The sequence below is a fragment of the Streptomyces sp. 35G-GA-8 genome (assembly GCF_023534745.1).
Lineage (GTDB): Bacteria > Actinomycetota > Actinomycetes > Streptomycetales > Streptomycetaceae > Streptomyces.
Genome location: NZ_JAMHJQ010000008.1, coordinates 152,706 through 178,805, shown reverse-complemented (window position 1 = coordinate 178,805; position 26,100 = coordinate 152,706). Strand labels below are relative to the sequence as shown.

The following is a 26,100-nucleotide window of genomic DNA, read 5'->3' as shown; positions in this document are numbered from 1 at the left end:
CACCTGCATCATCGGAAAGAGGCACTTTTCGTGCGTACCATCATCAAGTTCAGCGCGGCAGCCGCCGCCACCGCCGCCCTCACCCTCGGCCTCAGCGCCTGCGGCACCGCCTCCGACCCGGGCTCCTCGTCCGCCGACGGAGCCTCCGCCGACACCTCCAAGCCGCTCGTCGTCGCCGCGTCCCCGACACCGCACGCCGACATCCTGAACTTCGTCCGGGAGAACCTGGCGGACAAGGAAGGCCTCAAGCTGGAGGTCAAGGAGTTCACGGACTACGTCCTGCCGAACACCGCCACCCAGAGCGGCGAGGTCGACGCCAACTTCTTCCAGCACAAGCCGTATCTGGACGACTTCAACAAGAAGAAGGGCACCGACATCGTGCCCGTCGTCAATGTCGAACTGGAGCCGCTCGGCCTCTACTCCAAGAAGGTCAAGGACCTCAAGGAGCTCAAGGCGGGCCAGAGCGTCGCCATCCCCAACGACACCACCAACGAGGGCCGCGCGCTCAAGCTGCTCGCGGACAATGGCGTGATCACGCTCAACGACGACGCGGGCAGCGACGCCAACCTCGCCGACATCAAGGACGCCAAGGGCCTGAAGTTCAAGGAACTGGAGGCCGCCACGCTGCCCCGTGCCCTGAACGATGTCGACGCCGCCGTCATCAACGGCAACTACGCCATCGAGGCCGACCTCAAGCCCGCCAAGGACGCCCTGGTCCTGGAGAAGGCCGACGGCAACCCGTACGCCAACTTCCTCGCCGTCAAGCGCGGCGCCGAGAAGGACCCCCGGGTGGAGAAGCTCGCGAAGCTCCTGAACTCGCCCGAGGTGAAGAAGTACATCGAGGACACCTACGAGGGCTCGGTCGTGCCCGCTTTCGGTGCGGCCAAGTAGTCACCGCAGTAACGTTCTTGTCGGCGAGAGCCCCGTACACGCCCGTCGTGTACGGGGCTCTCGCATCCGTACGGACCCGGCCATGCGCATCCGAGACCCGATGCTGCATGCTGTGCATTTACGACGGACTGAGGCATGGAGCTGTGCATGACTACCACCTTTCCGGACGTTTCCATCAGCACGGAGCGGTTGGTGCTGCGCCCCTTCGAGCAGGCGGACATCCCGGCGCACATCGAGATGATGAATGACGAGCTGGTCACGGCCTGGACCTCCGTCCCCCATCCGTATACGAGGAGAGACGCCGAGGAGTGGATCGGCAGAATCGCCCCCGCCGAACGCCTGGAAGGGCGCGGGATCGCGTTCGCCGTCACCGAGTTCCTCACCCAGCGGCTCGTCGGCATCGTGCGGCTGCGCAGAACCAACTGGCACGCCCTCTCCACCGAGGCCGCGTATGTGACCGCACCCTGGGCGCGCGGTGAGGGATACGCCACCGAATCGGCGCTCGCGGTCGCCCAGTGGCTCTTCCGCGACCAGAAGTTCGAACGCATCGAGGTGCGCACCCCCGCCGACAACACCGCTTCCCAGCAGGTCGCGCAGAAGATCGGCTGTATCAGCGAGGGCGTCCTGCGCAACGCCTGGATAGCGCGCACCCAGACCGAGGACGGGGGCTGGACCGACATCCGCACCGACCTGATCGTCTGGAGCCTGCTGCCCGAGGACCTCGAAGGCGTCGCCGAACAGATGGCGGACGCGACGGGCTACGCGTCCTTCACCGACTGGAACTGACGCTCACCCCCCACCGCCCGGTCGCCTCCCGACCCGGCCAGGTACTCTCACCGTGCGCTCACGACCGTACGGGCGGTGCTCCGTGCGACGACCGCGATCCACCACCGGCAGCGACCCCACCCTGCCCGCTTCTGTCCCGCTCAAGACGACTTACGGAGACTGACGACGATGGCCGACCGCGTCACGGTGATCGGCTGGGACGGCTCGCCCCTCACCGCCGCGGCCAAGTCCGCGCTCTCCGCGGCCACTCTGGTGGCCGGAGCCGCCCACCATCTGGCGCTCCCCGAGGTGCCGCCAGGCGCCGAGCGCATCCGCCTCGGCTCGATAGACCTCGCGGCCCGCCGGATCGCCGGACACCGCGGCAGCGCCGTGGTCCTCGCCGACGGCGACCCCGGCTTCTTCGGCGTCGTACGCACCCTGCGCGCCCCGGAACACGGCCTGGAGGTCGAGGTCGTCCCCGCGGTCTCCGCCGTGGCCGGCGCCTTCGCGCGGGCCGGAATGGCCTGGGACGACGCCCAGGTCGTCGTCGCCCACCGCCGCACGCTGCGCCGCGCCGTCAATGTCTGCCGGGCGCACACCAAGGTCGCCGTCCTCACCTCCCCGGGCGCCGGACCCGCCGAACTCGCGCTGCTCCTCGACGGGATCCACCGCACCTTCGTCATCTGCGAGGAACTGGGCACCGAGCGGGAACAGGTCACCGTCCTCACCTCGGACAAGGCCGCGGACCATGTCTGGCGCGACCCGAACGTGGTGATCGTCATCGGCGGAGTCGGCACAACCGCCTCCCCGGGCAGCGGCTGGATCGCCGGCCGCGACCCCGGATACCCGCCGGCCGAACGCGGCTGGGCGCTGCCCACCGAGGAGTACGGCGTCGAGCTGGACGAGGGCGAGTCGACCTGGCTGCGCGCCGCCCAGCTGGCCCGGCTCGGTGCCCGTACCGGCGACCTCGTCTGGGACATCGGCTGCGGCAGCGGAGCCCTCGCCGCCGAGGCGGCCCGCTTCGGCGCGGCCGTCATCGCCGTGGACACCGAGCCGGGAGCCTGCGCCAGCACGGCCGCCGCCGCCCGCCGCGCCGGCGTACAGCTCCAGGTCGTCGAGGGGCGGGCGCCCCACGTACTTGAGCGGCTGCCCGAGCCCGATGTCGTACGGATCGGCGGCGGCGGTCTCGATGTGGTCACCGCCTGCGCCGACCGCCGACCCGAGCGCATCGTCACCCACGCGGCGACCCGGGACGAGGCGGAAGCCGTGGGAACGGCCTTGGCGGCAGGCGGATATGAGGTGGAGTGCGCACTGCTCCAGTCCGTCGGACTCGACACCGGCGACTGGTCCGAGCGCGAACGCTCCGTCGTCTTCCTCGTCTCAGGACAGCGTCCGGAAAGCGGCCCCTGACCCTGCTTCCGCGCCGCGCGAGGTAGGCTGGCCGATCGTTGTACAGCAGCCGGGCGTTCGTCACTTCGTTCGTCAATGTCCGGAAAAGGGGCCCGTTTTGGGCCCTGATGTGGTACGGCGAGAACCGGGGGACGCGCGACGTGGCGCAGTCCACAGCGGGCCGTGGCGGATACCACCGCCAGGGCCCTGAAAGACCGCGGGAGCCCGGACACCAGGGCCGACGCGGGCCTTTCGTGCCGCCCGGCGCCCACGCTCGTTGTTCATGACGGGCGCCGGAAGCGCCGCGGATCGGGCGCCCCGGCGGAAGGGCTGAAGGAGCAGAACCAATGGGCGAGGGGTACGCACATGACTGACACCGGCCAGGTCCCGGTCGAGGGACTGCCGGAGAACGCAGGCATGGTGGAGCAGCCGGGCATCCCCGCTCCCGGCGCGTACACCTACCTCGACCCCTCCGCACCCGTCACCGAGGAAGAAGACCTTCTGCTCATGCCGAGCGCCCAGGGCGGCTGGAACGACCCCCAGGTAGTGCCCGCCGAGGTACCCGTCGCCTATGCCACGCCAGAGGGGTATGCCGCGCCCGACGGCTACGCCGCCGCGCCGGAGACCTACGCCCCGGCCGCGCCCGAGGGATACGCCGTTCCCGAGCAGGCCCTGATCCAGCAGCAGATGCCGCCCATAGAACAGCCGGCGCCGATCCAGGAGCCGGTGGCACAGGTCCGGGCGGAGACGCCGGACGGGTACCAGCCGCCGGAATTCACCGCCGAGCCGGAGCGGGCTCCGGTCGTGGAGGCCGGGTTCGAGCAGCCGGCCGCCCCCGTGGAGCCCGCGGCCCCGGCCGTGTCCGAAGAGCCGACCGACGTGCCGGCGCCGCTCCAGACCCCGCACCAGCCGGGTGCGCACGAGGCCGGTGGCCGGGACACCGGCTCGGTCGATCTCACCGGCGTACGCATCCCGGCGCCCGCCGCCGCGCCTGCCGGGGCCCCGGCGCCCGCGCCCGCCCCTGTCCAGACGCCGGTGCGCCGCCCGCTGCACATGGGTCCGCCGGTGCCCGACCCGACGGGCGGCGTGGTGCGTTCGCTCGCCGACCGAGGACCCGCGGGGGCGCCGGCACAGGCCGTCCGGGTACGCGCCCAGGCCCAGGGACCGGCCACCACGGGCCCGGAATATCTGGATGTGCCGCGTGAGGAGTCCGCCGTCCTGGCGGGGCCGCAGCTGAGCGAGATTCCGCCGCAGGCGGGCGCCCCGTGGTCGGCCGAGCCGCCGCCCGTCGAGCCGGTGGCCGTGGCGGTGGCGCCGGCGGAAACGGTCGTCCCGGAGCCCCAGGCCCAGCCCGAGCCCGTGCCGGTACCCGTCCCGGCCGAGCCGGAGGCCGCCGCGGCCGAGCCGGAACCGCTTCCCGAACCGCCCGCCCCGGAACCGCCCGCCGCGGAGCAACCGCCGCAGCCCGAACCGGAGCCGGAGCCGCAGCCGCAGCCCGAGCCTGAGAGCCCCGCCGCCGCGGTCGAGCCGGCCGAAGCGCCCGAGGCACCGGCTCCCGCCGCCGAGCAGGTCGAGCAGCCGGCGGAGGAGCCCGCACCCGTACCGGCCCCGGAGCCCGAAGCCGCGCCGGAACCCGAGCCGGTCCAGGAGACCGCCGCCGAAGCACCGCAACCCGCGCCCGCGCCGGAATCCGCACCGGAGCCGGAGCCCGCACCGGAGCCGGAACCCGCGCCCGTACCGGTCCAGGAGTCCGCCCCGGAACCGGCGCCGGAGCCCGCCCCTGCCCCCGAGCCCGAACCGACGCCGGAACCTCTCGCGGAGTCCACCGCCGCACCGGAGCCCACCGCCGTACCCGTACCCGTACCCGTACTCGTAGCGGAGCCCGAGCCGCAGGCGGAGCCCGAGCCAGCGCCCGAACCCGTCGCGCAGGCAGGCACGGCCGCCCCGTCCGGTTACGACGACGCCGAACGCGACGCCGTGCTCCGTGTGATGCGCGAACGCCGGGACATCCGTAACGGCTTCCGCTCCGACCCCGTCCCGCACGACGTCCTGCTGCGCGTCCTGGAAGCCGCCCACACCGCGCCCAGCGTGGGCCACTCCCAGCCCTGGGACTTCGTCGTCATCCGCTCCGCCGAGACCCGGCGGTCCATGCACGAACTGGCACAGCGTCAGCGTGACGCGTACGCCAAGGCGCTGCCCAAGGGCCGGGCCAAGCAGTTCAAGGAACTGAAGATCGAGGCCATCCTCGACACCCCGGTGAACATCGTCGTCACCGCGGACCCCACGCGCGGCGGCCGGCACACCCTCGGCAGGCACACCCAGCCGCAGATGGCCCCGTACTCCTCGGCACTCGCCGTGGAGAACCTGTGGCTCGCCGCCCGCGCGGAGGGCCTGGGCGTCGGCTGGGTCAGCTTCTTCGACGAGCGCGAGATGGTGCGCGCGCTGGGGCTGCCCGAGCATCTCGAAGTCGTGGCGTATCTCTGTGTCGGATACGTCGACGAGTTCCCCGTCGAGCCCGAGCTGATGCAGGCCGGCTGGTCCAAGCGCCGGCCGCTCTCCTGGGTCGTCCACGAGGAGACCTACGGCCGCCGAGCCCTCCCGGGCGAGGAGCCGCACGATCTGCTCCAGGAGACCATCGCCGGAATCCGCCCGCTGGACGCCAAGGCGCTGGGCGAGGCGTGGGAACGGCAGAAGCGGATGACGAAGCCCGCCGGCGCGCTCGGCATGCTGGAGATCATCTCCGCCCAGCTGAGCGGATTGTCCCGGCTCTGCCCGCCGCCGATCCCGGAACCGGCAGCCGTCGCGATCTTCGCGGGCGACCACGGCGTGCACGCGCAGGGGGTGACCCCGTGGCCGCAGGAGGTCACCGGCCAGATGGTCGCCAACTTCCTGGGCGGCGGCGCGGTGTGCAACGCGTTCGCGAACCAGGTGGGCGCGGAGGTCTGCGTCATCGACGTGGGTGTCGCGGGCGAACTCACGGCGACACCGGGCCTCCTGCCCCGCAAGGTCCGCGCGGGTACGGCCGACTTCACGACGGGGCCCGCGCTGAGCCGCGAGGAGGTCCTCGCGGCGATCGAGGTCGGCATCGAGACGGCCCGCGATCTGGTGGCCGCGGGCAACAAGGCCCTGCTCACCGGAGAGATGGGCATCGCCAACACGACCGTCTCGGCCGCGCTGATCTGCGTCTACACCGGCCAGGACCCGGCGGAGGTCACCGGACGGGGAACCGGCATCAACGACGAGATGCACGCCCGCAAGGTCGACGTCGTCCGCCGAGGTCTCGACCTCCACCAGCCCGACCCGTCCGACCCGGTCGGCGTCCTCGCCTCGATCGGCGGCCTGGAGCACGCGGCCCTGGTCGGATTCCTGCTGGGCGGCGCGTCGTTGCGTACGCCGGTCATCCTGGACGGCGTGAGCGCCGGCGCGGCGGCGCTGGTCGCCCGGGCGATCGCCCCGGAGGCGCTGGCGGCCTGCATCGCGGGCCACCGCAGCGCGGAGCCGGGCCATGTCGCGGCGCTCAACAAACTCGGCCTGCGCCCCTTGGTCGACCTGGACCTCCGCCTGGGCGAGGGCACGGGCGCGCTGCTGGCGCTGCCGGTGGTCCAGAGCGCGGCGCGGGCGATGCACGAGGTGGCGACGTTCGACTCGGCGGGGGTCACGGAGAAGTAGCCGTCCGGCGGGGGGCCGGGTTCTCGGGTCCGTTTTGGCTGGGGCCGGTGGTGCGGTGCGGGTTGTTGCCGGTGGTCGCTCCGGGCTCGCGTCCGGGACTGCATGATTTACGGCGCGCAGCTGCCTTGTCGTTGGTTCGGGCGTTCGCGCGCCACAAATCACGCTCTACGTCCCGGACACGACCCCTGCGCGCCCCCCTTCACCACCCGTCACCGACTGGCCCGGCCGACCGCGAGGCCGAGTGTGCCCACGGGCGGGAGGGGGTCGGGGTCGTAGGAGGTGCGTGTCCGGACACTAAAGCGTGATTTGTGGCGCGCGGACGCCCGAACCAACGACAGGCCAGAACCGCGCCGTAAATCATGCCGTCCGGACATGTACCTCCGGAGGCCCCGGCCCCCGGCACCACCCACGCACCGCACCCGCATCCCCGCCGGACGGCGAACCGCCGGAGGCGAACCGCACCGCCCGTAAGCTGGTCACCGCACCCCACCAGCCCCTTCACGCCCGAGGAGCCCCCACCCACATGCCCGAGCACGCCGAGCACTCGCACCCCGCCTACCCCGTCGGACTCCGCCTCGCCGGGCGGCGCGTCGTCGTCGTCGGCGGCGGGCAGGTCGCGCAGCGCCGGCTGCCCGCGCTCATCGCGGCCGGCGCGGACATCGTGCTGGTGTCGCCGTCCGCCACCCCCTCCGTCGAGGCCATGGCAGCGGCCGGCGAGATCCGCTGGGAGCGCCGCCGCTACGAGGAGGGCGACCTCGCCGACGCCTGGTACGTGCTGGTCGCGTCCAGCGACGAGCACGCCAACCGCACCGCGTCCGCCGAAGCGGAGCGCCTTCGCGTCTGGTGCGTACGCAGCGACGACGCGGACGCCGCCACCGCCTGGACGCCCGCCACCGGCCGCAGCGAGGGCCTTACCGTCGCCGTGCTCACCGGGCGTGACCCGCGCCGCTCCGCCGCCGTGCGGGACGCCATCGTCGAGGGGCTGCGGGACGGCACGCTCGCCGCCCCGCACCGTCGAAGCCGCACCCCCGGCGTCGCCCTCGTCGGCGGCGGCCCCGGCGACCCGGACCTGATCACCGTGCGCGGCCGCAGGCTCCTCGCCGAGGCGGATGTCGTGATCGCCGACCGTCTCGGCCCGCGCGATCTGCTGGACGAACTACCGCCGCACGTTGAGGTGATCGACGCGGCGAAGATCCCGTACGGCCGTGCCATGGCCCAGGAGGCGATCAACGACGCGCTGATCGAGCACGCCAAGGCGGGCAAGGCCGTGGTCCGGCTCAAGGGGGGCGACCCGTTCGTGTTCGGGCGGGGGATGGAGGAGGCGCACGCGCTGGCCGCGGCCGGTATCCCGTGCACCGTCGTGCCCGGTATCTCCAGCTCCATCAGCGTGCCGGGAGCGGTCGGAATCCCCGTCACGCACCGTGGGGTGGCGCATGAGTTCACCGTCGTCAGCGGGCATGTCGCCCCCGACGACGACCGCTCGCTGGTCGACTGGGCCGCGCTCGCCCGGCTCCGTGGCACGCTCGTGCTCCTGATGGCCGTGGACAAGATCGGCGCGATCGCCCAGGCGCTCGTGGCGCACGGCAGGGCCCCGGAGACCCCGGTCGCCCTGGTGCAGGAAGGCACCACGGCCTCGCAGCGACGGGTCGACGCCACGCTCGCGACGGTCGCCGAGGTCGTGCGGACCGAGGAGGTCCGGCCCCCGGCCGTCATCGTGATCGGCGAGGTCGTCGCCCTGGGGGACAACAAGTAGCCGGCCGTCCCGCACACCACCCATCTGACAAGGCAGTGTCACCCCGTGGCTGAACTCATCACCATCGACGACCCCGACGACCCGCGCCTGCGCGACTACACCGGCCTGACCGATGTCGAGCTGCGCCGCAGGCGCGAGCCGGCCGAAGGGCTGTTCATCGCCGAGGGCGAGAAGGTCATCCGCCGGGCCGGCCAGGCCGGCTACCCCATGCGGTCGATGCTGCTCTCGGCCAAGTGGGTCGACACCATGCGGGACATCATCGACGAGGTCGCGGCCCCGGTGTACGCGGTCGGTCCGGAGCTGGCCGAGCGGGTCACCGGCTATCACGTGCACCGCGGCGCCCTCGCCTCCATGGCCCGTAAGCCGCTGCCCACGGTGGACGAGGTGCTCCGTACGGCTCGCCGCGTCGCCGTCATGGAGGCGGTCAACGACCACACCAATATCGGCGCGATCTTCCGCAGCGCCGCGGCTCTCGGCATGGACGCCGTCCTGCTCTCCCCGGACTGCGCGGATCCGCTCTACCGCCGCTCGGTGAAGGTCTCGATGGGCGCGGTGTTCTCCGTGCCGTACGCCCGGCTCGACGGCTGGCCCCGGGCGCTGGACACGGTACGGGCGGCAGGCTTCCCGCTGCTGGCGCTCACCCCCGACGAGCGGGCGGTACCGATGGACGAGGCCGCTCCGCACCGGCTGGAGCGGGTCGCGCTGATGCTGGGCGCGGAGGGCGCCGGGCTGTCCGGGCCGGCGCTCGGCGCCGCCGATGCCTGGGTCCGGATCCCCATGGCGCACGGCGTGGACTCGCTGAACGTCGGCGCGGCGGCGGCGGTCGCCTTCTACGCGGTCACGACGGGCCGCCCGGAGAGCTGACGGGTCACGGCGCTCAGAGCTGCTGGGCCGCCGCGATGCCCAGCGCGACGATCAGCGTCACGACGACGAAGACGATCAGCCGCTGCCGCAGCAGGCGGGGGTTGGCGGGCCGTAGCCTGCCCGAGCTCGTTCGCGGCCCCGGCTTCGGTCGGCCGCTGCCCGTACGGGAGGCCCCGCCGGACCGCGGAGGGCGCGGTGAGCCGTTGCGGGGGGAGGAACCACCGGTACGGGGGGAGGAGCCGGTGCTCCGGGAGGGCCCGGGACGCGATGCCGGGCCGCCGGAGGCTCCCGGTGCCCGACCCGGCGCGCCGGGTCCGACGGCCCGCTCCGTATAACGCTCGGTGAGCCGCCCGGTCGTCAGTTCCTGCCCGTTCCGCGTCCGCTGTACGGGCGGCCGGCTCTCCGAGAGCCCTTGGGCCTCCCGCGCCGCGATCTCCTTGAGCCGCATCGACAGCTGGAGCGTGCTGGGACGCTCCTCCGGGTCCTTGGCCAGACAGGCCCGCACCAGCGGGGCGAGCGCGTCCGGCATCCCTTGGAGATGAGCCTCCTCGTGGACCACCCGGTAGAGCATGACCTCGGAACTGCCGTGCCCGAACGGGGAGTCGGCGGTCGCCGCATACGCGAGCGTGGCGCCCAGCGAGAACACGTCCGTGGCCGGGGTGACCGCCGCGCCGCGCACCTGCTCCGGTGCGAGGAAGCCGGGTGATCCGACCGCCGTGCCGACATGCGTCAGCGTGCTCGCGCCCGTCGCCCAGGCGATGCCGAAGTCGATGATGCGCGGGCCCTTGGGCGAGAGCAGGATGTTCGACGGCTTGAGATCACGGTGTACGACGCCCGCCTCGTGGACGGCCACCAGCCCCTCGGAGAGCGCGGCACCCACCGAGGCGACCTCGGCCGCGCAGAGCGGACCCTCCTCGTTGACCTTGTCGTGCAGCGAGGGGCCCGGCACATACTGGGTGGCGAACCACGGGCGGTCCGCGTCCAGATCCGCGGCCACCAGCCGTGCCGTACAGCCGCCCCGGATCCGCCGCGCGGCGGAGACCTCGCGGGCGAACCGCGACCGGAACTCCTGATCCTCGGCCAGATCCGGCCGGATCACCTTCAACGCGACGCGCTGACCACGCCGGTCGGAGCCCAGATACACGACCCCCATCCCGCCGGCGCCCAGCCGCCGGTGGATCCTGAACGAGCCGACGACACGCGGGTCCTCGCGCCGGAGCCGCATCATCGCCATGTCCATCCCCGCTGCCCGGTCGTCCGTGTGACGTGGCACAGCTTACGTACCCGCGCCCCGGCGCGCTCATAGGCCGCGCCCTCGCGCACCGACCGATTGTCAGTGCTGGGTGGGAAACTTGAGTGGTGGTCAGGGGAGCGGCGGAGCCCAGGTCCTCCGACCCGTGCGTGATCTCAAAGGTCTGACGCAGAAGGGGGATTGGATCGTGAAGGGTGACCGGGTGGAGATAGTCGTGGACGCGGGGGACACGACACGGACCTACGAAGTGGTGGCGAGCCGGGCGGGCCGCAGGGTGGAGACCGCGGTGCGCCGGGGAGTGGTGGAAGTGAGCGAAGTCACCCGCAGTGGAGGGGTGGTCAGAACGGCGCGGTTCATGGCCACGCGGGTGCTCGCGCTGGTCGAGCAGCCGATGCCCCGGGTGGAGTCCTCGGAGCGCTCCTAGGAGCGTCCCTTCGGGGATGACCCGGGGGTCCGGACGCCCCTCTCCACCCAGGGGAGTACATGACCGGCGTCCGGCTCATCCTCCGGGAGGCCCGGCAATCGGTACGCGGGCATGACGACCGGGTCCCGCCGGATCCCTAATGTTGAGGTCAAGCGGCGGGTGCGGTACTCGTCCCCCGAGGTCGGACACTCGCCGCTTTCGAAACAGGACAGGAGAGGGACCATGGCGGACACGGCATCGCGGGCGATGATCCGTACGCAAGGACGCAGGGCGTTCGCCGCGTTCGGCGGGCGTCGGTCCGGCACCCGCCACCCCCTGGTGGCGACCGCCATGGTCCTTCCTCTGGCAGCCCTGCTGGTGGTCGCCTTCGGCGGCTGGGAGGCAGTGGTGACACAAGCGTCGTCCGTGGGCGTGATGCTGGGGCGCTGAGCGGCGCTTCGGATCCGGGAGAGCGGCCCGGGTCGGGGACATCCGGCCAACAACCCCGTGGGGACGGGGGTGCGGCGGACGGCAGCGTTTGGCCGGTCAGCTGGGGAGCTGACCGGCCATCGCGCTGTCCGGGCCCGGTTCCGCCGCCGTACGCTCGGCACGGAACACCACGCATCCGGGGGGCCTTCGTGACCACATCCGTCGTACGCGCCCTGGGCCTCGTGGCCCGCGACACCGCCCACCCGGCGGTGCGCGCCGCGGACCCGGCGGGCTGTCGGGGCTGCGGCCGGGGGAGCACCGTGCTCGCCGACCGGCCGGACGGGACGGTCGTACGGCACGGCGAGGTCGTCGCCAAGGTCCACGCCGACGGTACGGACCCGGCCGGGCACCGCGTCAGGCTCGCCGTCGCCGCGCATCCCCTGCTCGCCGGGGTTCTGCTGCCGCCGCTGCAGGCCGCCGCCGAGGAACTGCTCGGCCGTCCGGTGACCGCATGGCCGTACGGCGCCCCGGTCGACCCCGCCGACCCCGACGCCGCCCCCTGGGAGCAGGCCGGCACCCTCATCGCCAGGCTGCACGCCCTGCCGCTCGCCGCACTGTCCGAAGCCGTGGCCGAGTCCGAGGCCGAGGCGGGAGTCACTGCGGGAGCCGAAGCCCCGGCGGGAGCAGGAGCGGTACCAGCGGTACCTCCGGCCGGCTCGGGCTCCGGCCACCGGCTACCGGCCATGCGGGGACCCGCCAAGGCCGCCCGCGCCGTCGCCCGGATGCGCGCCGCGGGACCGCACCCCGCCGCCGGACCCGTGGAGCGCGCCTGGCAGCGCCTGCCCGCCTGGGCCCGTGGTGAGGCGCGCGCGCCGGGACCGTACGCGCTCTGCCACGGCGATCTGCACCTCGGCCAGCTCGTACGCCACCCGGCCCCCGACGGCCCCTGGCTGCTCATCGATGTCGACGACCTCGGACTCGGCGACCCGGCCTGGGACTTGGCCCGCCCCGCCGCCTGGTACGCCGCGGGACTGCTGCCCGCCGAGACCTGGCTGCGCTTCCTCGGCGCCTACCGGTCCGCGCGCGGCCCCGCCGTGCCCGCCGCCCCCGACGCGGATCCCTGGCCCCGGCTGGATGTCCCGGCCCGCGCCCTCACCGTGCAGACCGCCGCGCTGGCCCTCGCCAAGTCCGGCGCGGAGGGCCGGGATCCGGACGAGGCCGACATGCTGATGATCGAGGCCTGTACGCGGATCGCGGACCTCGCAACCGAGTTGGCGCCCGGGGCGTCGTCGTAGGGTGAGGCATACGATGAACACACGGCCGCCGGGAGCGCGTTACGGCGACGCCTGACGAATGGCGAGGAGCGAGCAGACCATGCAGTGTCCCAAGTGCCACGCGGCGATGCACACATACAACCGCAACGGTGTCCAGATCGAGCAGTGCAGCGGCTGCCGGGGGATCTTCCTCGACTACGGCGAGCTGGAGTCCCTGACCCGCCTGGAGTCGCAGTGGTCGCAGCCGACGCCGCCCGTACAGCAGGCCCCGCCCCCGCCCCCGCAGGCGTACCCCGCCGCCCCCGCCCCCGCCTGGGGAGCGCCTCAGCACGGCGGCGGCCATTACGGAGGCCACCATGGCGGGCACCACCGCCAGAAGAGCTTCGGACGGATGCTCTTCTCCTCCTGAGACACGAGAGTGAGACACGAGATCACGACAAGCACATGACGAAGCCCCCGGCCATGGAGACGGCCGGGGGCTTCGATCGGTGCGCGATACTGGGATTGAACCAGTGACCTCTTCCGTGTCAGGGAAGCGCTCTCCCGCTGAGCTAATCGCGCAGGTGGGACCCGCGTGTACTGCACTGCGTGCGCGATACTGGGATTGAACCAGTGACCTCTTCCGTGTCAGGGAAGCGCTCTCCCGCTGAGCTAATCGCGCGGGGAATCCGGATGGATCCAGTGGACGATACTGGGATTGAACCAGTGACCTCTTCCGTGTCAGGGAAGCGCTCTCCCGCTGAGCTAATCGTCCTTGGAGGTGGAGACGGGATTTGAACCCGTGTAGACGGCTTTGCAGGCCGTTGCCTCGCCTCTCGGCCACTCCACCAGGAGTACGGGGGTTCGGGAAGGATCCCCCATATTCGAGCGGACGACCAGGTTCGAACTGGCGACCTCAACCTTGGCAAGGTTGCGCTCTACCAACTGAGCTACGTCCGCGTATCGTTTCCGGCCCGTTCGTACGGCCCGGCGACGTGTTGAACTCTAGCGGATTCCGGGGCCAGCACAAAAACGCGTTTCCGCAGCGTGCTGGGGTGCGTTCGCCGTACGTTCAGCACGGAGCGGCCCAACGGAGGCTGTTCTAGACTCGCAAGCGTGCACGACCTCGCTCCTATGGCCCGCTTCGGCGGCCTCGTCGCCTTCGGTCTGCGGGATGTCACCCATGATCCGGAAGCGCTCGACTCCGCCGGGTTCTGGGCCGTCGCCGCGGACTTCGAGGGCCGTCTCACCTGCGCTCGCTTCGATGAGGTGCGGACGGAACCGGTGCCCGCGCCGGTGCCGGGAAAGTGGCGGGGGCCCGCCGCCGGTGACTGGACGTCGTCGCTCGACCGCGACGAGTACACCAAGGGCGTGCGCCGGATCCGCGAGTACATCGCGGCGGGCGATGTCTATCAGGTCAACCTCTGCCGGGTGCTCTCCGCGCCGCTGCCCGCTCCCGACACGGCCGATGTCGACGCGCTGACGTCGCTGCTCGCGCGCGACAACCCCGCTCCGTACGCCGGAACGATCCGGCTGCCCGAGCACGGCGTGGAGATCGCGACCGCCTCGCCCGAGCTGTATCTGAGCACGGCCGGCCGGACCGTCGAGTCCGGGCCGATCAAGGGCACCGCCCGTACCGCCGGTGAGTTGCTGGAGAAGGACTACGCCGAGAACGTGATGATCGTGGACCTCGTCCGCAATGACCTGGGCCGCGTCTGCGCCACCGGATCCGTGACGGTCCCCGCGCTCTGCGCGGTCGAACCGCACCCCGGGCTGGTCCATCTCGTCTCGACCGTACGGGGCGAGCTCGGCGGGAAGGCGGGCTGGCCGGAGCTGCTGTCCGCCACGTTCCCGCCCGGCTCGGTCAGCGGCGCCCCCAAGTCCAGCGCCCTGCGGATCATCGAAGAGCTGGAGACCGCCCCGCGCGGCCCCTACTGCGGCGGTATCGGCTGGGTCGACGCCGACCGCGGCACGGCAGCGCTCGCGGTCGGGATCCGTACCTTCTGGATCGACCGCGACACAGCCCCGGGACCCGTCCTGCGCTTCGGCGCCGGAGCGGGCATCACCTGGGGATCCGACCCCGAGGGGGAGTGGGCGGAGACCGAGCTGAAGGCCGCCCGGCTGCTCGCGATAGCGTCGGGCGCGTACGAAGCGAGCGGAAGGACCGGGTAGATGAAGATCTGGGTCAACGGCGGACTGCACACGGCCGAAGGCGCCCTGGTGTCCGTGCTCGATCATGGACTGACCGTGGGGGACGGCATCTTCGAGACGGTCAAGACCGTCCAGGGCCGGCCCTTCGCCCTCACCCGCCATCTGGACAGGCTGGCCCGCTCCGCCCGCGGGCTCGGGCTGGTGGAGCCGGATCTCGACGAGGTACGCCGCGCCTGCGCCGCCGTTCTCGACGCCAACCCGGTGGACCTGGGACGGCTGCGGATCACCTACACCGGCGGACTCTCCCCGCTCGGCTCCGACCGGGGCGAGGCGGGCCCGACCCTGGTCGTCGCCGTCGGCGGGACGAAGCGCCGCCCCGACACCACGGCGGCCATCACCGTCCCGTGGACGCGTAACGAACGCGGCGCGGTGACCGGCCTCAAGACCACCTCGTACGCGGAGAATGTCGTCGCCCTCGCGAGGGCGCGGGAACACGGCGCGAGCGAGGCGCTGTTCGCCAATACCGTCGGCGCGCTCTGCGAGGGGACGGGCTCCAACGTCTTCGTCGTCCTCGACGGCGAGCTGCACACCCCACCGCTCGCGTCCGGCTGCCTCGCCGGCATCACCCGGGCCCTGACGGTCGAGTGGTGCGGTGCCCATGAGACGGATCTGCCGCTGGACGCCCTGGAGCGCGCGGACGAGATCTTCCTGACCTCCACGCTGCGCGACGTACAGGCGGTCCACCGCGTTGACGACCGTCAACTGCCCGCCACGCCGGGGCCGGTGACCACCAAGGCGATGCGCGTCTTCGAGGAGCGGGCCGGCGCAGATCTGGATCCCTGAGGACCGGTGAGCGGCGCGGCCGGTCCGAAAAGCGGATGACTCCGCGCCGTGCGACGGGTACAACTCCCCTGATGACCACCACCCTGCGGCCGACCGGGCCGCTTCAGCAGGCCGATGACGGCGGGAAGTCACGCTCCTACGAAGTCTGCGTGAACAGCCGCCGCGTCGGCACGATCGAACTCGGCACGGAAGCCGGCTTCGGTCACACGGCCGGGACCATCCAGGCCCTGAGCATCGACGAGCCCGATCGCAGACGCGGCCGGGGGACCGTCGCCGCGCTCGCCGCCGAGGAGGTGCTGCGCGGCTGGGGCTGCGGCCAGGTGCTGGCCTCCGTACCGCCCGACGCGGCCCCCGCCCTTCGCATGCTGGAGTCCCTGGGCTACATCGAGCGCAGCCGCAACATGGACAAGGCGGTGCCGTCCCGGGCTCCGGACCTTCCGGCGGATGTCGAGGTCCGTTCGATGAACGACGCGGAGTACGCGGTCTGGGAGGCGGGGACCCTCGACGACTACGCGCGCAACTGGATGGCCAGGGGTGTGCCGCCCGAGCAGGCCCGCGCCAAGGCGGAGGCGAGTCACCGCGAGAACCTCCCCGAGCGCCTGGCCACTCCCGGCGTCTCGATCAGCGTCCTCGTCCACGCGGGAACCGTCGTCGGCCATGTGTGGGTCGGGCCGCGCGAGGTGCGGCCGGGCGAGTGGGGTTCCTGGGTGTACGACGTGGCGGTGTCCGAGGACCAGCGCGGCAAGGGGTACGGCCGCGCGCTGATGCTGCTCGCCGAGCGGACGGCGCTGGAGACCGGGGACAGCCTGCTGGGGCTGCACGTGTTCGCCAACAACACCCCGGCGATCCGGCTGTACGAATCGCTCCACTACGCCACCACGAACCTCAACTTCTTCAAACCACTGCTCTGAGCGCCGCACCGGAGACCAGGGGGCCGGACAGACCTAGGGCCTGTCCGGCGGATCTTCGCGGGCCCGCGACGCCTGGCACCGCGCCTCGCCGCGTTGTCGGAGTCGCCCAAGTAGCTCCGCTACGAGGACGATCCTCCGCCTTGCGATGCACGGCACCAGACGCCGCGGGCTGATCCACGAAGATCCGCCGGACAGGCCCTAAGCGCTCGCCAGCAGCCGGTCCGCGATCTCCTCGATGCGCCCGCGCAGCCCCTCCTGGCTCTTGCCGCCGTCCAGCCGCTCGTCACCGATGACATACGTCGGGGTGCCGGTGACGCCGATCGCCTTGCCCTCGGCCTGATCGGCGTCGACGGCCAGGAGGTGCCTGCCGTCGATCAGCGCGGTGTCGAACTCCTCGGCGTCCAGCCCCAGCTCGCGCGCCACCTCCAGCAGGACGGGCTCCCCCCTGTCCGCCAGCTCCGCCGTCCTGGCCAGTACGGCTTCGACGTACGGCCAGCCGCGCCCCTGCTCCGCGGCTTCCTCGGCGGCCTGCGCGGCGGCGTACGCGTGCTTGTGCTTGTCCAGCGGGAAATGCCGCAGCCGCACCTCCAGCCGGTCCCCGTAACGGGCGCGCAGCGCGCGCAGATCGTCCAGGGCTCGGTGGCAGTCGGGGCACTGGAGCTCGCACCAGACGTCGAGGACGACGGGGCGGCCGGCGGGGGATTCGTTCATGGGACCAGTCTCCCAGCTCGGCGTACCCCGGCCGACCGGGAGCTGGGACCTGGGGAGGAGCCCGTCCCGGAGATCTCCCCCAGATCCGCCCGGCCTCGCCCCGCACCGTGGCCCTACCGGGTCGCGAGGTGCAGGATGGAGAGCGAGAAGTGTTCGCCGATGAAGCGCTCTGCCAGGAGGACCTGATGATTGCCGAGACCATTTGCGCAGCGGTGTCAGCAGCGGGCCTGGGTATCGCCGCGGTCACGGCGTACCGGAAGCGCTTCCTCGCCGCGGCGCGCATCGCCGCCTATGCGCTGGTGCCGGTGGCACTGGCGATGACCGGCATCGTGAAGTGGGCCGCCAACACGGCCTTCAGCCCGACGGCGTGGGCGGGCTTCGCGGTCCTCGCGGTCGCGTGGCTGCTCTTCATGACGACCCGGGCGGTGGAGCGCCGGCGCGGTGGTACGCGCAAGGAGCGCAGGGCCGCGGCGAAGGCCGCGCGCCAGGAAGCAGCGGTCGAACCCGCCGCGTCCGCGCCCTCACTGGGCCCCGGCACCCGGCCGGCCGCTCAGCCCAAGGCCAAGCAGCCCGCGGCGAAGCCGGGTGACGACTTCAGCGACATCGAGGCCATCCTCAAGAAGCACGGCATCTAGTACCCCTCCGGCATGAGGTCCGCATCCAGGCCTCACGAGCCGGCCGGAGCGCCCTCCCCGATTCCGGGAATGCGGGGCAGCATCGCAGGTGAGGCGGGATTCGGCGGGATTTCGGGGATGTTTTCCACGGAATATGATGAACTCCCGCCCCGAGGACGCGTGTTGGTCAACAGCCCGGTTCGGGGTACGTCATGATCGCCCCGAGATGCTCGATACCTCACGGGGTGAACCCCCCGCACCCACCGATGAGCAGCGCGGTTGTCTGTTCGCGCTCTCCCAGCCGCCGTTGATGATCTTCCTGGCGGTGATCGGCTCGCTGCTGCTGATGGCGGCGGTGCACGATCTCTTTCTGCTGTGAGCGCCGTCAGCCGGCCGCCGCTTCCTTGCGGCGCGCCCGGTACGCGGCCACATGCAGTCGGTTGCCGCAGGTGCGGCTGTCGCAGTAACGGCGCGAGCGGTTCCGCGACAGGTCGACGAACGCGTGCCCGCAGTCCGGGGCCTCGCAGCGGCGCAGCCGTTCCTGTTCCCCGGCCACGACCATGAAGGCCAGTGCCATGCCGCAGTCGGCGGCGAGATGATCGGCGACGGAGGCGCCCGGCGCGAAGTAGTGCACATGCCAGTCGTAGCCGTCGTGATCGGTCAGCTGCGGCGTCGTCCCCGCGGCGGCCACCAGCTGATTGATCAGATCGGCCGCGGAGCGCGCGTCCGGCGCCTCGAAGACCTCGGCGAACCGGGCCCGTACGTCCAGTACGGCCCGCAGATCGCGGTTGCCGAGATCATTGCCCACTCCGCTGATGTCATGGGTCCGTACGAATGCGTACAGCGCCTCGACGTCCCCGAGACCGTCCGTACTGCCGACGCCGCCCGAATCCTCCTCCGGTGCGGTGTTCACCAGATCGACAACGGTGTCGAGGGCGATCCGGGTGTCGTGTGGAATCAGCACGATCCGCTCCCTGGCCTGCCGCGGGCCGGTGCCCGCCGAATCCCGCCGACTTTAGTCGCTGACCGCGTCGGACGGGGCTCGGCTACGCAGGGAACGCGCCGGAGGGCACGCACCGGCGCCGTCGTCGCGGTGGGTTCCGCGGCGACGGCGCCGGTGTCCTCCGTATGCGGTTGTCCGCGCGGCGCCGTCTCCCCGAGTCGGACGGCGCCGTGCAGCTCTCTGCCTGGCTCAGCTCTCGGCCAGGATGTGTGAGAGCTCCGTATCGAGATCGAAGTGACGATGCTCGGTGCCGGGTGGCACCGCGGCGTCGGTCCGCTTGAGGAACGACTCCAGGGCCCGCGCCGGGGCCTCAAGCAGCGCTTCGCCCTCTGGGGAGCTCAGTGCGATGCAGACGACGCCCTGACCGTGACTGCGGGACGGCCAGACTCTGACGTCGCCGGTGCCGGTGGGCCGATGCAGCCCCTCGGCGAGAAGGTCGCGGGCGAAGACCCACTCGACCGTCTCTTCGGCTCCGGTGTGGAAGGTGGCGTGCACGGCATAGGGATCGGCCGTGTCATACCGGAGGCCCGCGGGTACAGGCAGTGAGGACTCGCTCGATACAACGAGGCGCAGGTGCAGCTCGCAGCTGACCGTGGTGTTCATAAGCGCCAGGGCCTTTCGCTCAGTGTGCGCTCGGGGATTCGCACGTCGGCGAAATCGACATGCCACCTACGGTGCCGTTGTAAACCCCTCTGTCTGTTTTGTGATTCTTCGGGTAGCTCGTACGGCCGTGTGTGACTTCGGGTTATACGGCCATTCCGGTGATGCGGGTGATTCCGGTAGGTTGGGCCTCATGCATGCGGAGAGTGACGAGCGGGGGCATGTCGTGGTGCCGACGGCCGAGCGGCCCGTACCGGGGGACGTGGCGGGAGACATGGCGGAGGGTGGCACGGCGGACCCGGAGCGTGAGCTCGGGTCGCGTGCGCCCCGATTCATCAAGAAGTCGCGGACACTCCATCTGAGCTGGCAGGTCGGCGTGTTCGTGGTCGGCCTCGCGGTGGTGATCGCGGGCATCTCCATGCTCGTGCTGCCGGGGCCCGGCTGGTTGGTGATCTTCGCCGGAATGGCGATCTGGGCGACCGAGTTCGTCTGGGCGCAGTTGGTGCTGCGCTGGACCCGGCGCAAGGTCAGCGAGGCGGCCCAGAAGGCACTCGACCCGAAGGTCAGGCGGCGCAACATCATCCTCACCACCATCGGTCTGGTGATCATCGCCGTACTGGTCGGGATCTATCTCTGGAAGTTCGGGATCGTCATGCCGTGGAAGATCGACCAGTGACCCCGAACGCGTCCGGGGACGCCCCTGACATGGGGTAATGTGTGCGGTGCGGCCGGGCGATTAGCTCAGTGGGAGAGCGCTTCGTTCACACCGAAGAGGTCACTGGTTCGAACCCAGTATCGCCCACCCGGAACCGAGGCTCCGAAGACCGGCAAGGTCTTCGGAGCCTCGGTCGTTTCCCCGGCTCACCGCATCCGGCCCAGCGTCCCGCGCAGTCGGCGGGCATCCCGCAGACGCTGTTCGTAGGTCGCCCCCACCGCGAGGAGCAGCGACCCGGCCAGCGCCGGTGGCAGCCAGCGCGGCAGGAGGCCCACCATCTGCGCGACGTACGGCGCCAGCTCGTGCAGCGCGTCCAGGGCGAGCACCGCGCCGCCGAGCACCAGCGGCGCCTGGAGCCTCAGCCGGGCCCCGGCGAGCGTGAGCGCCAGCGCCGCCAGGCCGAGCAGCAGCGGCCTCGGCCAGTCCGGATCGCCCCAGGCAGCCAGCAGGCTCGGCAGCAGAGTCGCCGCCAGCCCGGGGCCGTACGCCGTCCACGACGAGGCCTCCGGGTCGCGCCGGCGCCGCAGCAGCCCGACGGCGAGCGCGGGCAGTGTCACCGGCAGCGTGTACGCCTCGGGGGCCGATACGTCGGACGAGGCCAGCCGCACCCAGGTGGCGAGGACGAAGAGCGCGGTCGCGGCGTACCCGGCCACGCGCCGCCGCTCGGTCCGTACCGCCGTGCCCGCCGCGATCACCCCGGACAGCGCGAGCACCAGCGCCAGTACGGGCCCCCGGTCCGAGGCGAGGACCACGGCGAGCACCGCGGCTCCGGCGGAGGTCAGCTCGATCGCCGGCGCCACCGGATGACGGCGCAGCCGGGCGCCCAGCAGCGCCACGGCGCCGGGTACGACGAGGAGCGCGAGGGCGGTGCGCTCGGCGGGCAGCCCCATGGCCGGGCAGGCCGCGGCCACCAGCGCGGTCGCGTACCCGACAGCCACGCAGGCGAGGAGCGCGCGCACCGCCGGTGACGGCCGTGAAGCCGTCTGGGCGCCCGCTGCGGCGCCTGGCGCGCGTACGGTCTGCCCGGCTATGGCCGCCCCCGTGAACAGCGCGCACAGCGCCACCAGCGCCGTCACCGTCGCGGTCCGGGTGGCGAGGGACAGCAGCGACACGGAGACCGAGCCCGCCAGGGCGCAGACCAGCGCGGTCACCGTCAGCGCCGTACCCACCCGAGCACGCGGGCGCACGACGACCGCCAGCAGGGCCGCCGTCAGCACCAGCGGCACGGCCACCGCCGTCGGATACCCCAGGTCCAGCGCGGACGGCGCCACCAGAACGGCGGCCCAGCCGAGCGCGACGGCGCCGGGGAGCGCCGGGACGCGCCACCGCCGGCCAGGACCGACGCCTGCCCCCGGCGGCAGGCGGTACGCGCTCGCTGCCGCCGCCGCCGCGATCAGCAGCACCAGCGGCGCCGTCGGCTGCCGGGGCCAGGGAAGATCGATACCGACCGCCGCCCAGGCGCCGCCCGGAGCACCCGTCCAGATCGTGGTGACCCGGCTCAGCGCGCCCAGCGGCACCACGGCGAGAGCGGGCAGCGTCCACAGGACGGACGCCGCCGTCACCGCCCCCGCCGCGCCGGCCAGACCCCGGACCACCGCGCGTGGCAGCCGGGTCCGTACGACCGTCAACAGCGCGACGCCGCACAGCAGATACCCGAGCACGGCCCAGCCGTCCGGCACGGCCGTACGGACCTCGCCGCCCGCCGCCGCGACCGTCGCCAGACCCGCCACCAGCGCGCACGCGGGCGCCATACGGTTCATGTTCACGCGCCACGCCGCGAACAGCCCGAGCGCCGCCGCCGCGAGCAGCAGCCCGCCGGGCCCGGCCGCGGCGAGCGGTGTCCCGGCCGCCACCGACAGCGAACCACCCGTCAGCAGCGCCGCTCCCGACGTCACACAGGCGGCGACGACCGCGACGGCCCGTACGGTCCCCGGCTTCAGCCGCAGGGCGAGCGCGGTGTCCAGCGCGGCCGTCACCAGCAGCGCCCAGCCCGTCGTCAGCGCGGACGCCTCGACGGCCAGAGAGCCGAGAAACAGCGGGAGTTGGGCCGTCACCACCGCTACCGGCAGCGGAAGCCGGAGCCGGCCGAGCGCCGCTCCGTAACCGGCCCAGAGCGCGGCGAGCACGGCGCCGGCGCCCGCCGTATAGGGGAGGGCGTCGGTCCTGGGCAGCGCCACCTCATGGAGCGCGTACGCGTCCAGCACCATCAGCGCCAGGCCGAACGCGGCCACCGCCTCCGCGGTCGAGGCGAGCCCCCGGCGCAGCAGCAGCGCGGGAACGGCCAGCGCCGCGACCGTGACGACCGTCAGCACCGCGGCCCGGCCGCCCACGCTCAGCTGACCCCAACTGACCAGAGTGAACGCGATGGCGGCGACGGTCAGCAGCACCCCGCCCAGCGCGAGCAGCACATTCTGCGCGCTGCGCGGGGGCATCTCCGCGGTGGCGGAGCGCGGGGCGGACGACGGCCCCCGGCCGGGCGGCGCCAGGGGCGGGGACGGCCACGGCGGCGGCGCGGACCGCGCGAGGAGACTCACCAACTGGGCCCTGCGTGCCAGCAACTGGCCCCTGCGCGCGTCGAGTCGGACCAGCTCCTGGTCGATCATCGCCAGCTCCTGGGCGGGCGGCGGAAAGTTCTCCATGGACAGGGAGTGTGTCCGGCGCCACACGGTCCGCCATCGGTAGGCGTACTCAGATACGGGGGTGAGTACGTCCCATTCGGTTTGAAGGAAGCCCGCGGGGACCTGTATGGTTCAGTCCGTTCCCGGGCGATTAGCTCAGTGGGAGAGCGCTTCGTTCACACCGAAGAGGTCACTGGTTCGAACCCAGTATCGCCCACCGGGAAAGGCCGGTCCGTCGATGACGGACCGGCCTTCGCGCGTTCCGGCCCCGGGAGGGGACGGCCTTCCGGATCAGGCCGCCTCGGCGGGCAGTTCGGGCCGCAGGGGCCAGGCCGGATCCGCCGAATCCTCGCCACGCGAGAACCAGGGCTGCTGCCCCCGGGACTGCGCCCTGTGCCAGACGGCCTGGAGCGTATGCAGCTCCGTGGCGCTCAGCCGCTCCATCCGTGCGGAGAAGCGCCGCCCGATCGCGCGCACGACGTCGAGCGCCGCCTGCGCGGCCAGCTCGCCACCGGTCGCGTCCCTTACCCCGTCCAACTCGATCTCGTAATGGGCGCAGAGGTCGGCGAGCGCCCGGCCGCCCTTGCGATAGCGGTCCAGATGGCTGTCGAGGACCAGGGGATCAAGCACACACAGCGGTACGTTCTGTAAGCACTCGGCGAGGGACGAGGCGCGGTGGCGGCGCAGTTCACGGTCGAGGACCGTCAGATCGAACGGCGCGTCCATCACCACGAGCGGCCGGCCCGCCGCGCACTGCGCGGCCAGCGCCCGCGCCATCTCCTCCACCGCGGGGGCCGGCCAGCGGCCGTTGCGGTGCAGGAAATCATCCGTGAGCCCATGCACCTCGGTGGCGGCCGGGGGCACGGGCACCCCCGGATCGATCAGCCAGCGCGTCACCCTCGGCCGGGCGCCCGCCATGTCCTGGACGACCAGGGCGGCCGAAACGATCCGGTCCTCCTCGACGTCCACCCCCGTCGTCTCGGTGTCGAATGCGGCCAGCGGCCCTTCGTACCAACACGTCATTCCCGAACTCCTCGCGCATGAGCGGCAGATGTTCCGGCTCTGCCCGAAAAGTGGATACCCGGACAGGTCGTCCGGTACGCGCCGTGTCCGGTGGGCGCCGTACGGTGACGGAGTCGGCGGGCGGCGCCGCCCGCGGCCCTCCGCCGTTCTCCCGGCAAACCATTTCGCGTGTCGTCCGCCGGGCTCGGTACGATTCAGAACGCGCAGTGTCCGCTGTCGCGCCCCGTGAGTCAGGAGAGACCGGTGTCAGACGTCCGTGTGATCATCCAACGCGATTCCGAGCGGGAAGAGCGCGTGGTGACGACGGGCACTACGGCGGCCGAGCTCTTCCCCGGTGAGCGCACCGTGATCGCCGCGCGCGTGGGCGGTGAGCTGAAGGACCTCGCGTACGAGATCGGTGAGGGCGAGGTCGTCGAGCCCGTCGAGATCTCCTCCGAGGACGGTCTGGCCATCCTGCGCCACTCCACCGCGCATGTCATGGCGCAGGCCGTGCAGGAGCTGCACCCCGAGGCCAAGCTGGGCATCGGCCCGCCGGTCAAGGACGGCTTCTACTACGACTTCGATGTGGCGACCCCCTTCACCCCCGATGACCTCAAGGCCATCGAGAAGAAGATGCAGGAGATCCAGAAGCGCGGGCAGCGCTTCTCGCGTCGCGTCGTCACGGACGAGGCCGCCCGCGAGGAGCTGGCCGACGAGCCGTACAAGCTGGAGCTCATCGGCATCAAGGGCGCCGCCTCCACCGACGACGGCGCGGATGTCGAGGTGGGCGGCGGCGAGCTGACCATCTACGACAACCTGGACGCCAAGACCGGCGAGCTGTGCTGGAAGGACCTCTGCCGCGGTCCCCATCTGCCCAGCACCCGCAACATCCCGGCGTTCAAGCTGATGCGGAACGCCGCCGCGTACTGGCGCGGCAGCGAGAAGAACCCGATGCTCCAGCGCATCTACGGCACCGCGTGGCCGTCGAAGGAGGAGCTGAAGGCGCATCTGGAGTTCCTGGCCGAGGCCGAGAAGCGCGACCACCGCAAGCTCGGCAGCGAGCTGGACCTCTTCTCCTTCCCCGACGAGGTCGGTTCGGGTCTCGCGGTCTTCCACCCCAAGGGCGGCGTCATCCGCCGGGCGATGGAGGACTACTCGCGCCGCCGGCACGAGGAGGAGGGCTACGAGTTCGTCTACACGCCCCACGCCACCAAGGGGAAGCTCTTCGAGAAGTCGGGGCACCTGGACTGGTACGCCGACGGCATGTACCCGCCCATGCAGCTCGACGAGGGCGTGGACTACTACCTCAAGCCCATGAACTGCCCGATGCACAACCTGGTCTTCGACGCGCGGGGCCGCTCCTACCGTGAGCTGCCGCTGCGGCTCTTCGAGTTCGGGACGGTCTACCGGTACGAGAAGTCGGGCGTCGTGCACGGACTGACCCGGGCCCGCGGCTTCACCCAGGACGACGCGCACATCTACTGCACCAAGGAGCAGATGGCGGACGAGCTGGACTCGACGCTCACCTTCGTGCTGAACCTGCTGCGCGACTACGGTCTGACCGACTTCTATCTGGAGCTGTCCACCAAGGACCCGGAGAAGTTCGTCGGCACGGACGAGGCGTGGGAGGAGGCCACCGAGGTCCTGCGCGCCGTGGCCGAGAAGCAGGGCCTGCCGCTGACCCCCGACCCGGGCGGCGCCGCGTTCTACGGTCCGAAGATCTCGGTGCAGGCGCGGGACGCCATCGGCCGTACGTGGCAGATGTCGACCGTGCAGCTGGACTTCAATCTGCCCGAGCGCTTCAACCTGGAGTACACCTCGCCCGACGGGTCCAAGCAGCGGCCCGTCATGATCCACCGCGCGCTGTTCGGCTCGATCGAGCGCTTCTTCGCGGTGCTCCTCGAACACTACGCGGGCGCGTTCCCGGCGTGGCTGGCCCCGGTGCAGGCGACGGGCATCCCGATCGGCGACGCGCACATCCCGTATCTCCAGGAGTTCGCCAAGGCCGCGCGGGCCAGGGGGCTGCGGGTCGAGGTGGACTCGTCGTCCGACCGTATGCAGAAGAAGATCAGGAACGCGCAGAAGCAGAAGGTTCCGTTCATGATCATCGCGGGTGATGAGGACATGGCCAATGGCGCCGTCTCCTTCCGCTACCGCGACGGTTCGCAGGAGAACGGGATCCCCGTCGACGAGGCCATCGCGAAGATCGCCAAGATCGTCGACGAGCGCGCCCAGGTCTGACAGGACCTTCGAGAAACGAGGAC

General features: G+C 72.0%; 23 protein-coding genes and 7 tRNA genes. 19 read left to right on the top strand and 11 right to left on the bottom strand.

Features of this window, described 5'->3' with window-relative positions:
* Positions 1 to 30: 30 nt before the first annotated feature.
* The 6 genes from M1203_RS19775 to M1203_RS19750 all read left to right on the top strand — a co-directional run bounded on the left by M1203_RS19775 (position 31) and on the right by M1203_RS19750 (position 9,331).
* The gene (locus tag M1203_RS19775) at positions 31 to 891 is read left to right on the top strand and encodes a MetQ/NlpA family ABC transporter substrate-binding protein (protein ID WP_249951077.1); all 861 of its coding nucleotides are present in this window, start codon (positions 31 to 33) and stop codon (positions 889 to 891) included.
* A gap of 147 nt (positions 892 to 1,038) precedes the next feature.
* A complete protein-coding gene (locus M1203_RS19770) occupies positions 1,039 to 1,677 on the top strand; it encodes a GNAT family N-acetyltransferase (protein WP_249951076.1) in 639 nt (212 codons plus the stop codon).
* A 168-nt stretch (positions 1,678 to 1,845) separates the two neighbouring features.
* A complete protein-coding gene (gene cbiE, locus M1203_RS19765) occupies positions 1,846 to 3,066 on the top strand; it encodes a precorrin-6y C5,15-methyltransferase (decarboxylating) subunit CbiE (RefSeq protein WP_249951075.1) in 1,221 nt (406 codons plus the stop codon).
* A 345-nt stretch (positions 3,067 to 3,411) separates the two neighbouring features.
* Entirely contained in the window at positions 3,412 to 6,714 is a 3,303-nt protein-coding gene (gene cobT, locus M1203_RS19760; protein ID WP_249951074.1) for a nicotinate-nucleotide--dimethylbenzimidazole phosphoribosyltransferase, read from the top strand.
* A 523-nt stretch (positions 6,715 to 7,237) separates the two neighbouring features.
* Complete coding sequence (cobA, locus tag M1203_RS19755) at positions 7,238 to 8,467, top strand: uroporphyrinogen-III C-methyltransferase (protein ID WP_249951073.1); 1,230 nt, start codon at positions 7,238 to 7,240, stop codon at positions 8,465 to 8,467.
* 45 nt (positions 8,468 to 8,512) lie between these two features.
* On the top strand, positions 8,513 to 9,331 hold the full coding sequence (locus tag M1203_RS19750; RefSeq protein ID WP_249951072.1) for an RNA methyltransferase: 819 nt from the start codon (positions 8,513 to 8,515) through the stop codon (positions 9,329 to 9,331).
* A 13-nt stretch (positions 9,332 to 9,344) separates the two neighbouring features.
* Here M1203_RS19750 and M1203_RS19745 read toward each other — a convergent pair whose 3' ends face one another.
* Entirely contained in the window at positions 9,345 to 10,565 is a 1,221-nt protein-coding gene (locus M1203_RS19745) for a serine/threonine-protein kinase (protein WP_249951307.1), read from the bottom strand.
* A gap of 205 nt (positions 10,566 to 10,770) precedes the next feature.
* Between M1203_RS19745 and M1203_RS19740 the strand changes: the two genes are divergently transcribed.
* The 4 genes from M1203_RS19740 to M1203_RS19725 all read left to right on the top strand — a co-directional run bounded on the left by M1203_RS19740 (position 10,771) and on the right by M1203_RS19725 (position 13,098).
* Positions 10,771 to 11,007 carry a hypothetical protein gene (locus tag M1203_RS19740; RefSeq protein ID WP_249951306.1) on the top strand — a complete coding sequence of 79 codons (237 nt, stop codon included), beginning with the start codon at positions 10,771 to 10,773 and terminating at the stop codon, positions 11,005 to 11,007.
* Between the two features lie 222 nt (positions 11,008 to 11,229).
* Positions 11,230 to 11,436 (top strand): hypothetical protein, encoded by a 207-nt coding sequence (locus tag M1203_RS19735; protein WP_249951071.1) that lies wholly within the window; start codon positions 11,230 to 11,232, stop codon positions 11,434 to 11,436.
* Between the two features lie 188 nt (positions 11,437 to 11,624).
* A complete protein-coding gene (locus tag M1203_RS19730; RefSeq protein ID WP_374403439.1) occupies positions 11,625 to 12,710 on the top strand; it encodes a phosphotransferase family protein in 1,086 nt (361 codons plus the stop codon).
* A gap of 79 nt (positions 12,711 to 12,789) precedes the next feature.
* Positions 12,790 to 13,098, top strand: coding sequence for a zf-TFIIB domain-containing protein (locus M1203_RS19725; RefSeq protein ID WP_249951070.1), 309 nt, complete (start codon positions 12,790 to 12,792; stop codon positions 13,096 to 13,098).
* An 80-nt stretch (positions 13,099 to 13,178) separates the two neighbouring features.
* On the opposite strand, the gene M1203_RS19720 is transcribed toward M1203_RS19725, so the two are convergent.
* The 5 genes from M1203_RS19720 to M1203_RS19700 all read right to left on the bottom strand — a co-directional run bounded on the left by M1203_RS19720 (position 13,179) and on the right by M1203_RS19700 (position 13,628).
* Positions 13,179 to 13,250: transfer RNA gene (locus M1203_RS19720), tRNA-Val, on the bottom strand.
* Positions 13,251 to 13,278: 28 nt separating this feature from the next.
* Positions 13,279 to 13,350, bottom strand: a tRNA-Val gene (locus M1203_RS19715).
* Between the two features lie 21 nt (positions 13,351 to 13,371).
* Positions 13,372 to 13,443: transfer RNA gene (locus M1203_RS19710), tRNA-Val, on the bottom strand.
* Position 13,444: 1 nt separating this feature from the next.
* A tRNA-Cys gene (locus M1203_RS19705) sits at positions 13,445 to 13,518 on the bottom strand.
* 37 nt (positions 13,519 to 13,555) lie between these two features.
* Positions 13,556 to 13,628: transfer RNA gene (locus M1203_RS19700), tRNA-Gly, on the bottom strand.
* A gap of 174 nt (positions 13,629 to 13,802) precedes the next feature.
* Between M1203_RS19700 and M1203_RS19695 the strand changes: the two genes are divergently transcribed.
* From M1203_RS19695 to M1203_RS19685, 3 genes are all read left to right on the top strand, one after another.
* Positions 13,803 to 14,840 carry a chorismate-binding protein gene (locus tag M1203_RS19695; RefSeq protein WP_249951304.1) on the top strand — a complete coding sequence of 346 codons (1,038 nt, stop codon included), beginning with the start codon at positions 13,803 to 13,805 and terminating at the stop codon, positions 14,838 to 14,840.
* Positions 14,841 to 15,662 (top strand): aminotransferase class IV, encoded by an 822-nt coding sequence (locus tag M1203_RS19690; protein WP_249951069.1) that lies wholly within the window; start codon positions 14,841 to 14,843, stop codon positions 15,660 to 15,662.
* Between the two features lie 71 nt (positions 15,663 to 15,733).
* Positions 15,734 to 16,573, top strand: coding sequence for a GNAT family N-acetyltransferase (locus M1203_RS19685; protein WP_249951068.1), 840 nt, complete (start codon positions 15,734 to 15,736; stop codon positions 16,571 to 16,573).
* A 198-nt stretch (positions 16,574 to 16,771) separates the two neighbouring features.
* On the opposite strand, the gene M1203_RS19680 is transcribed toward M1203_RS19685, so the two are convergent.
* Positions 16,772 to 17,284: a DsbA family protein gene (locus M1203_RS19680; RefSeq protein ID WP_249951067.1), complete on the bottom strand. Its 513-nt coding sequence runs from the start codon at positions 17,282 to 17,284 to the stop codon at positions 16,772 to 16,774.
* Between the two features lie 185 nt (positions 17,285 to 17,469).
* Here M1203_RS19680 and M1203_RS19675 point away from each other — a divergent pair, with 185 nt between their 5' ends.
* Positions 17,470 to 17,919, top strand: a complete 450-nt coding sequence (locus tag M1203_RS19675; RefSeq protein ID WP_249951303.1) for a hypothetical protein — start codon at positions 17,470 to 17,472, stop codon at positions 17,917 to 17,919.
* Between the two features lie 205 nt (positions 17,920 to 18,124).
* A complete protein-coding gene (locus M1203_RS19670; protein ID WP_249951066.1) occupies positions 18,125 to 18,277 on the top strand; it encodes a hypothetical protein in 153 nt (50 codons plus the stop codon).
* A gap of 6 nt (positions 18,278 to 18,283) precedes the next feature.
* Here M1203_RS19670 and M1203_RS19665 read toward each other — a convergent pair whose 3' ends face one another.
* Positions 18,284 to 18,862 carry a CGNR zinc finger domain-containing protein gene (locus tag M1203_RS19665; RefSeq protein ID WP_249951065.1) on the bottom strand — a complete coding sequence of 193 codons (579 nt, stop codon included), beginning with the start codon at positions 18,860 to 18,862 and terminating at the stop codon, positions 18,284 to 18,286.
* A 228-nt stretch (positions 18,863 to 19,090) separates the two neighbouring features.
* A complete protein-coding gene (locus tag M1203_RS19660; protein WP_003959770.1) occupies positions 19,091 to 19,504 on the bottom strand; it encodes an SsgA family sporulation/cell division regulator in 414 nt (137 codons plus the stop codon).
* Between the two features lie 271 nt (positions 19,505 to 19,775).
* On the opposite strand from M1203_RS19660, the gene M1203_RS19655 reads away from it, so the two are divergent.
* On the top strand, positions 19,776 to 20,177 hold the full coding sequence (locus tag M1203_RS19655) for a TIGR02611 family protein (protein WP_374403547.1): 402 nt from the start codon (positions 19,776 to 19,778) through the stop codon (positions 20,175 to 20,177).
* A gap of 54 nt (positions 20,178 to 20,231) precedes the next feature.
* A tRNA-Val gene (locus tag M1203_RS19650) sits at positions 20,232 to 20,303 on the top strand.
* Between the two features lie 59 nt (positions 20,304 to 20,362).
* Here M1203_RS19650 and M1203_RS39230 read toward each other — a convergent pair.
* Positions 20,363 to 21,106 (bottom strand): SCO7613 C-terminal domain-containing membrane protein, encoded by a 744-nt coding sequence (locus M1203_RS39230; RefSeq protein WP_374403545.1) that lies wholly within the window; start codon positions 21,104 to 21,106, stop codon positions 20,363 to 20,365.
* 1,873 nt (positions 21,107 to 22,979) lie between these two features.
* On the opposite strand from M1203_RS39230, the gene M1203_RS19640 reads away from it, so the two are divergent.
* Positions 22,980 to 23,051 (top strand) — tRNA-Val (locus M1203_RS19640).
* Positions 23,052 to 23,125: 74 nt separating this feature from the next.
* Here the strand turns inward: M1203_RS19640 and M1203_RS19635 are convergent.
* Positions 23,126 to 23,857, bottom strand: a complete 732-nt coding sequence (locus M1203_RS19635) for an exonuclease domain-containing protein (protein ID WP_249951062.1) — start codon at positions 23,855 to 23,857, stop codon at positions 23,126 to 23,128.
* Between the two features lie 243 nt (positions 23,858 to 24,100).
* Here M1203_RS19635 and thrS point away from each other — a divergent pair, with 243 nt between their 5' ends.
* Entirely contained in the window at positions 24,101 to 26,077 is a 1,977-nt protein-coding gene (thrS, locus tag M1203_RS19630) for a threonine--tRNA ligase (protein ID WP_249951061.1), read from the top strand.
* Positions 26,078 to 26,100 lie beyond the last annotated feature (23 nt).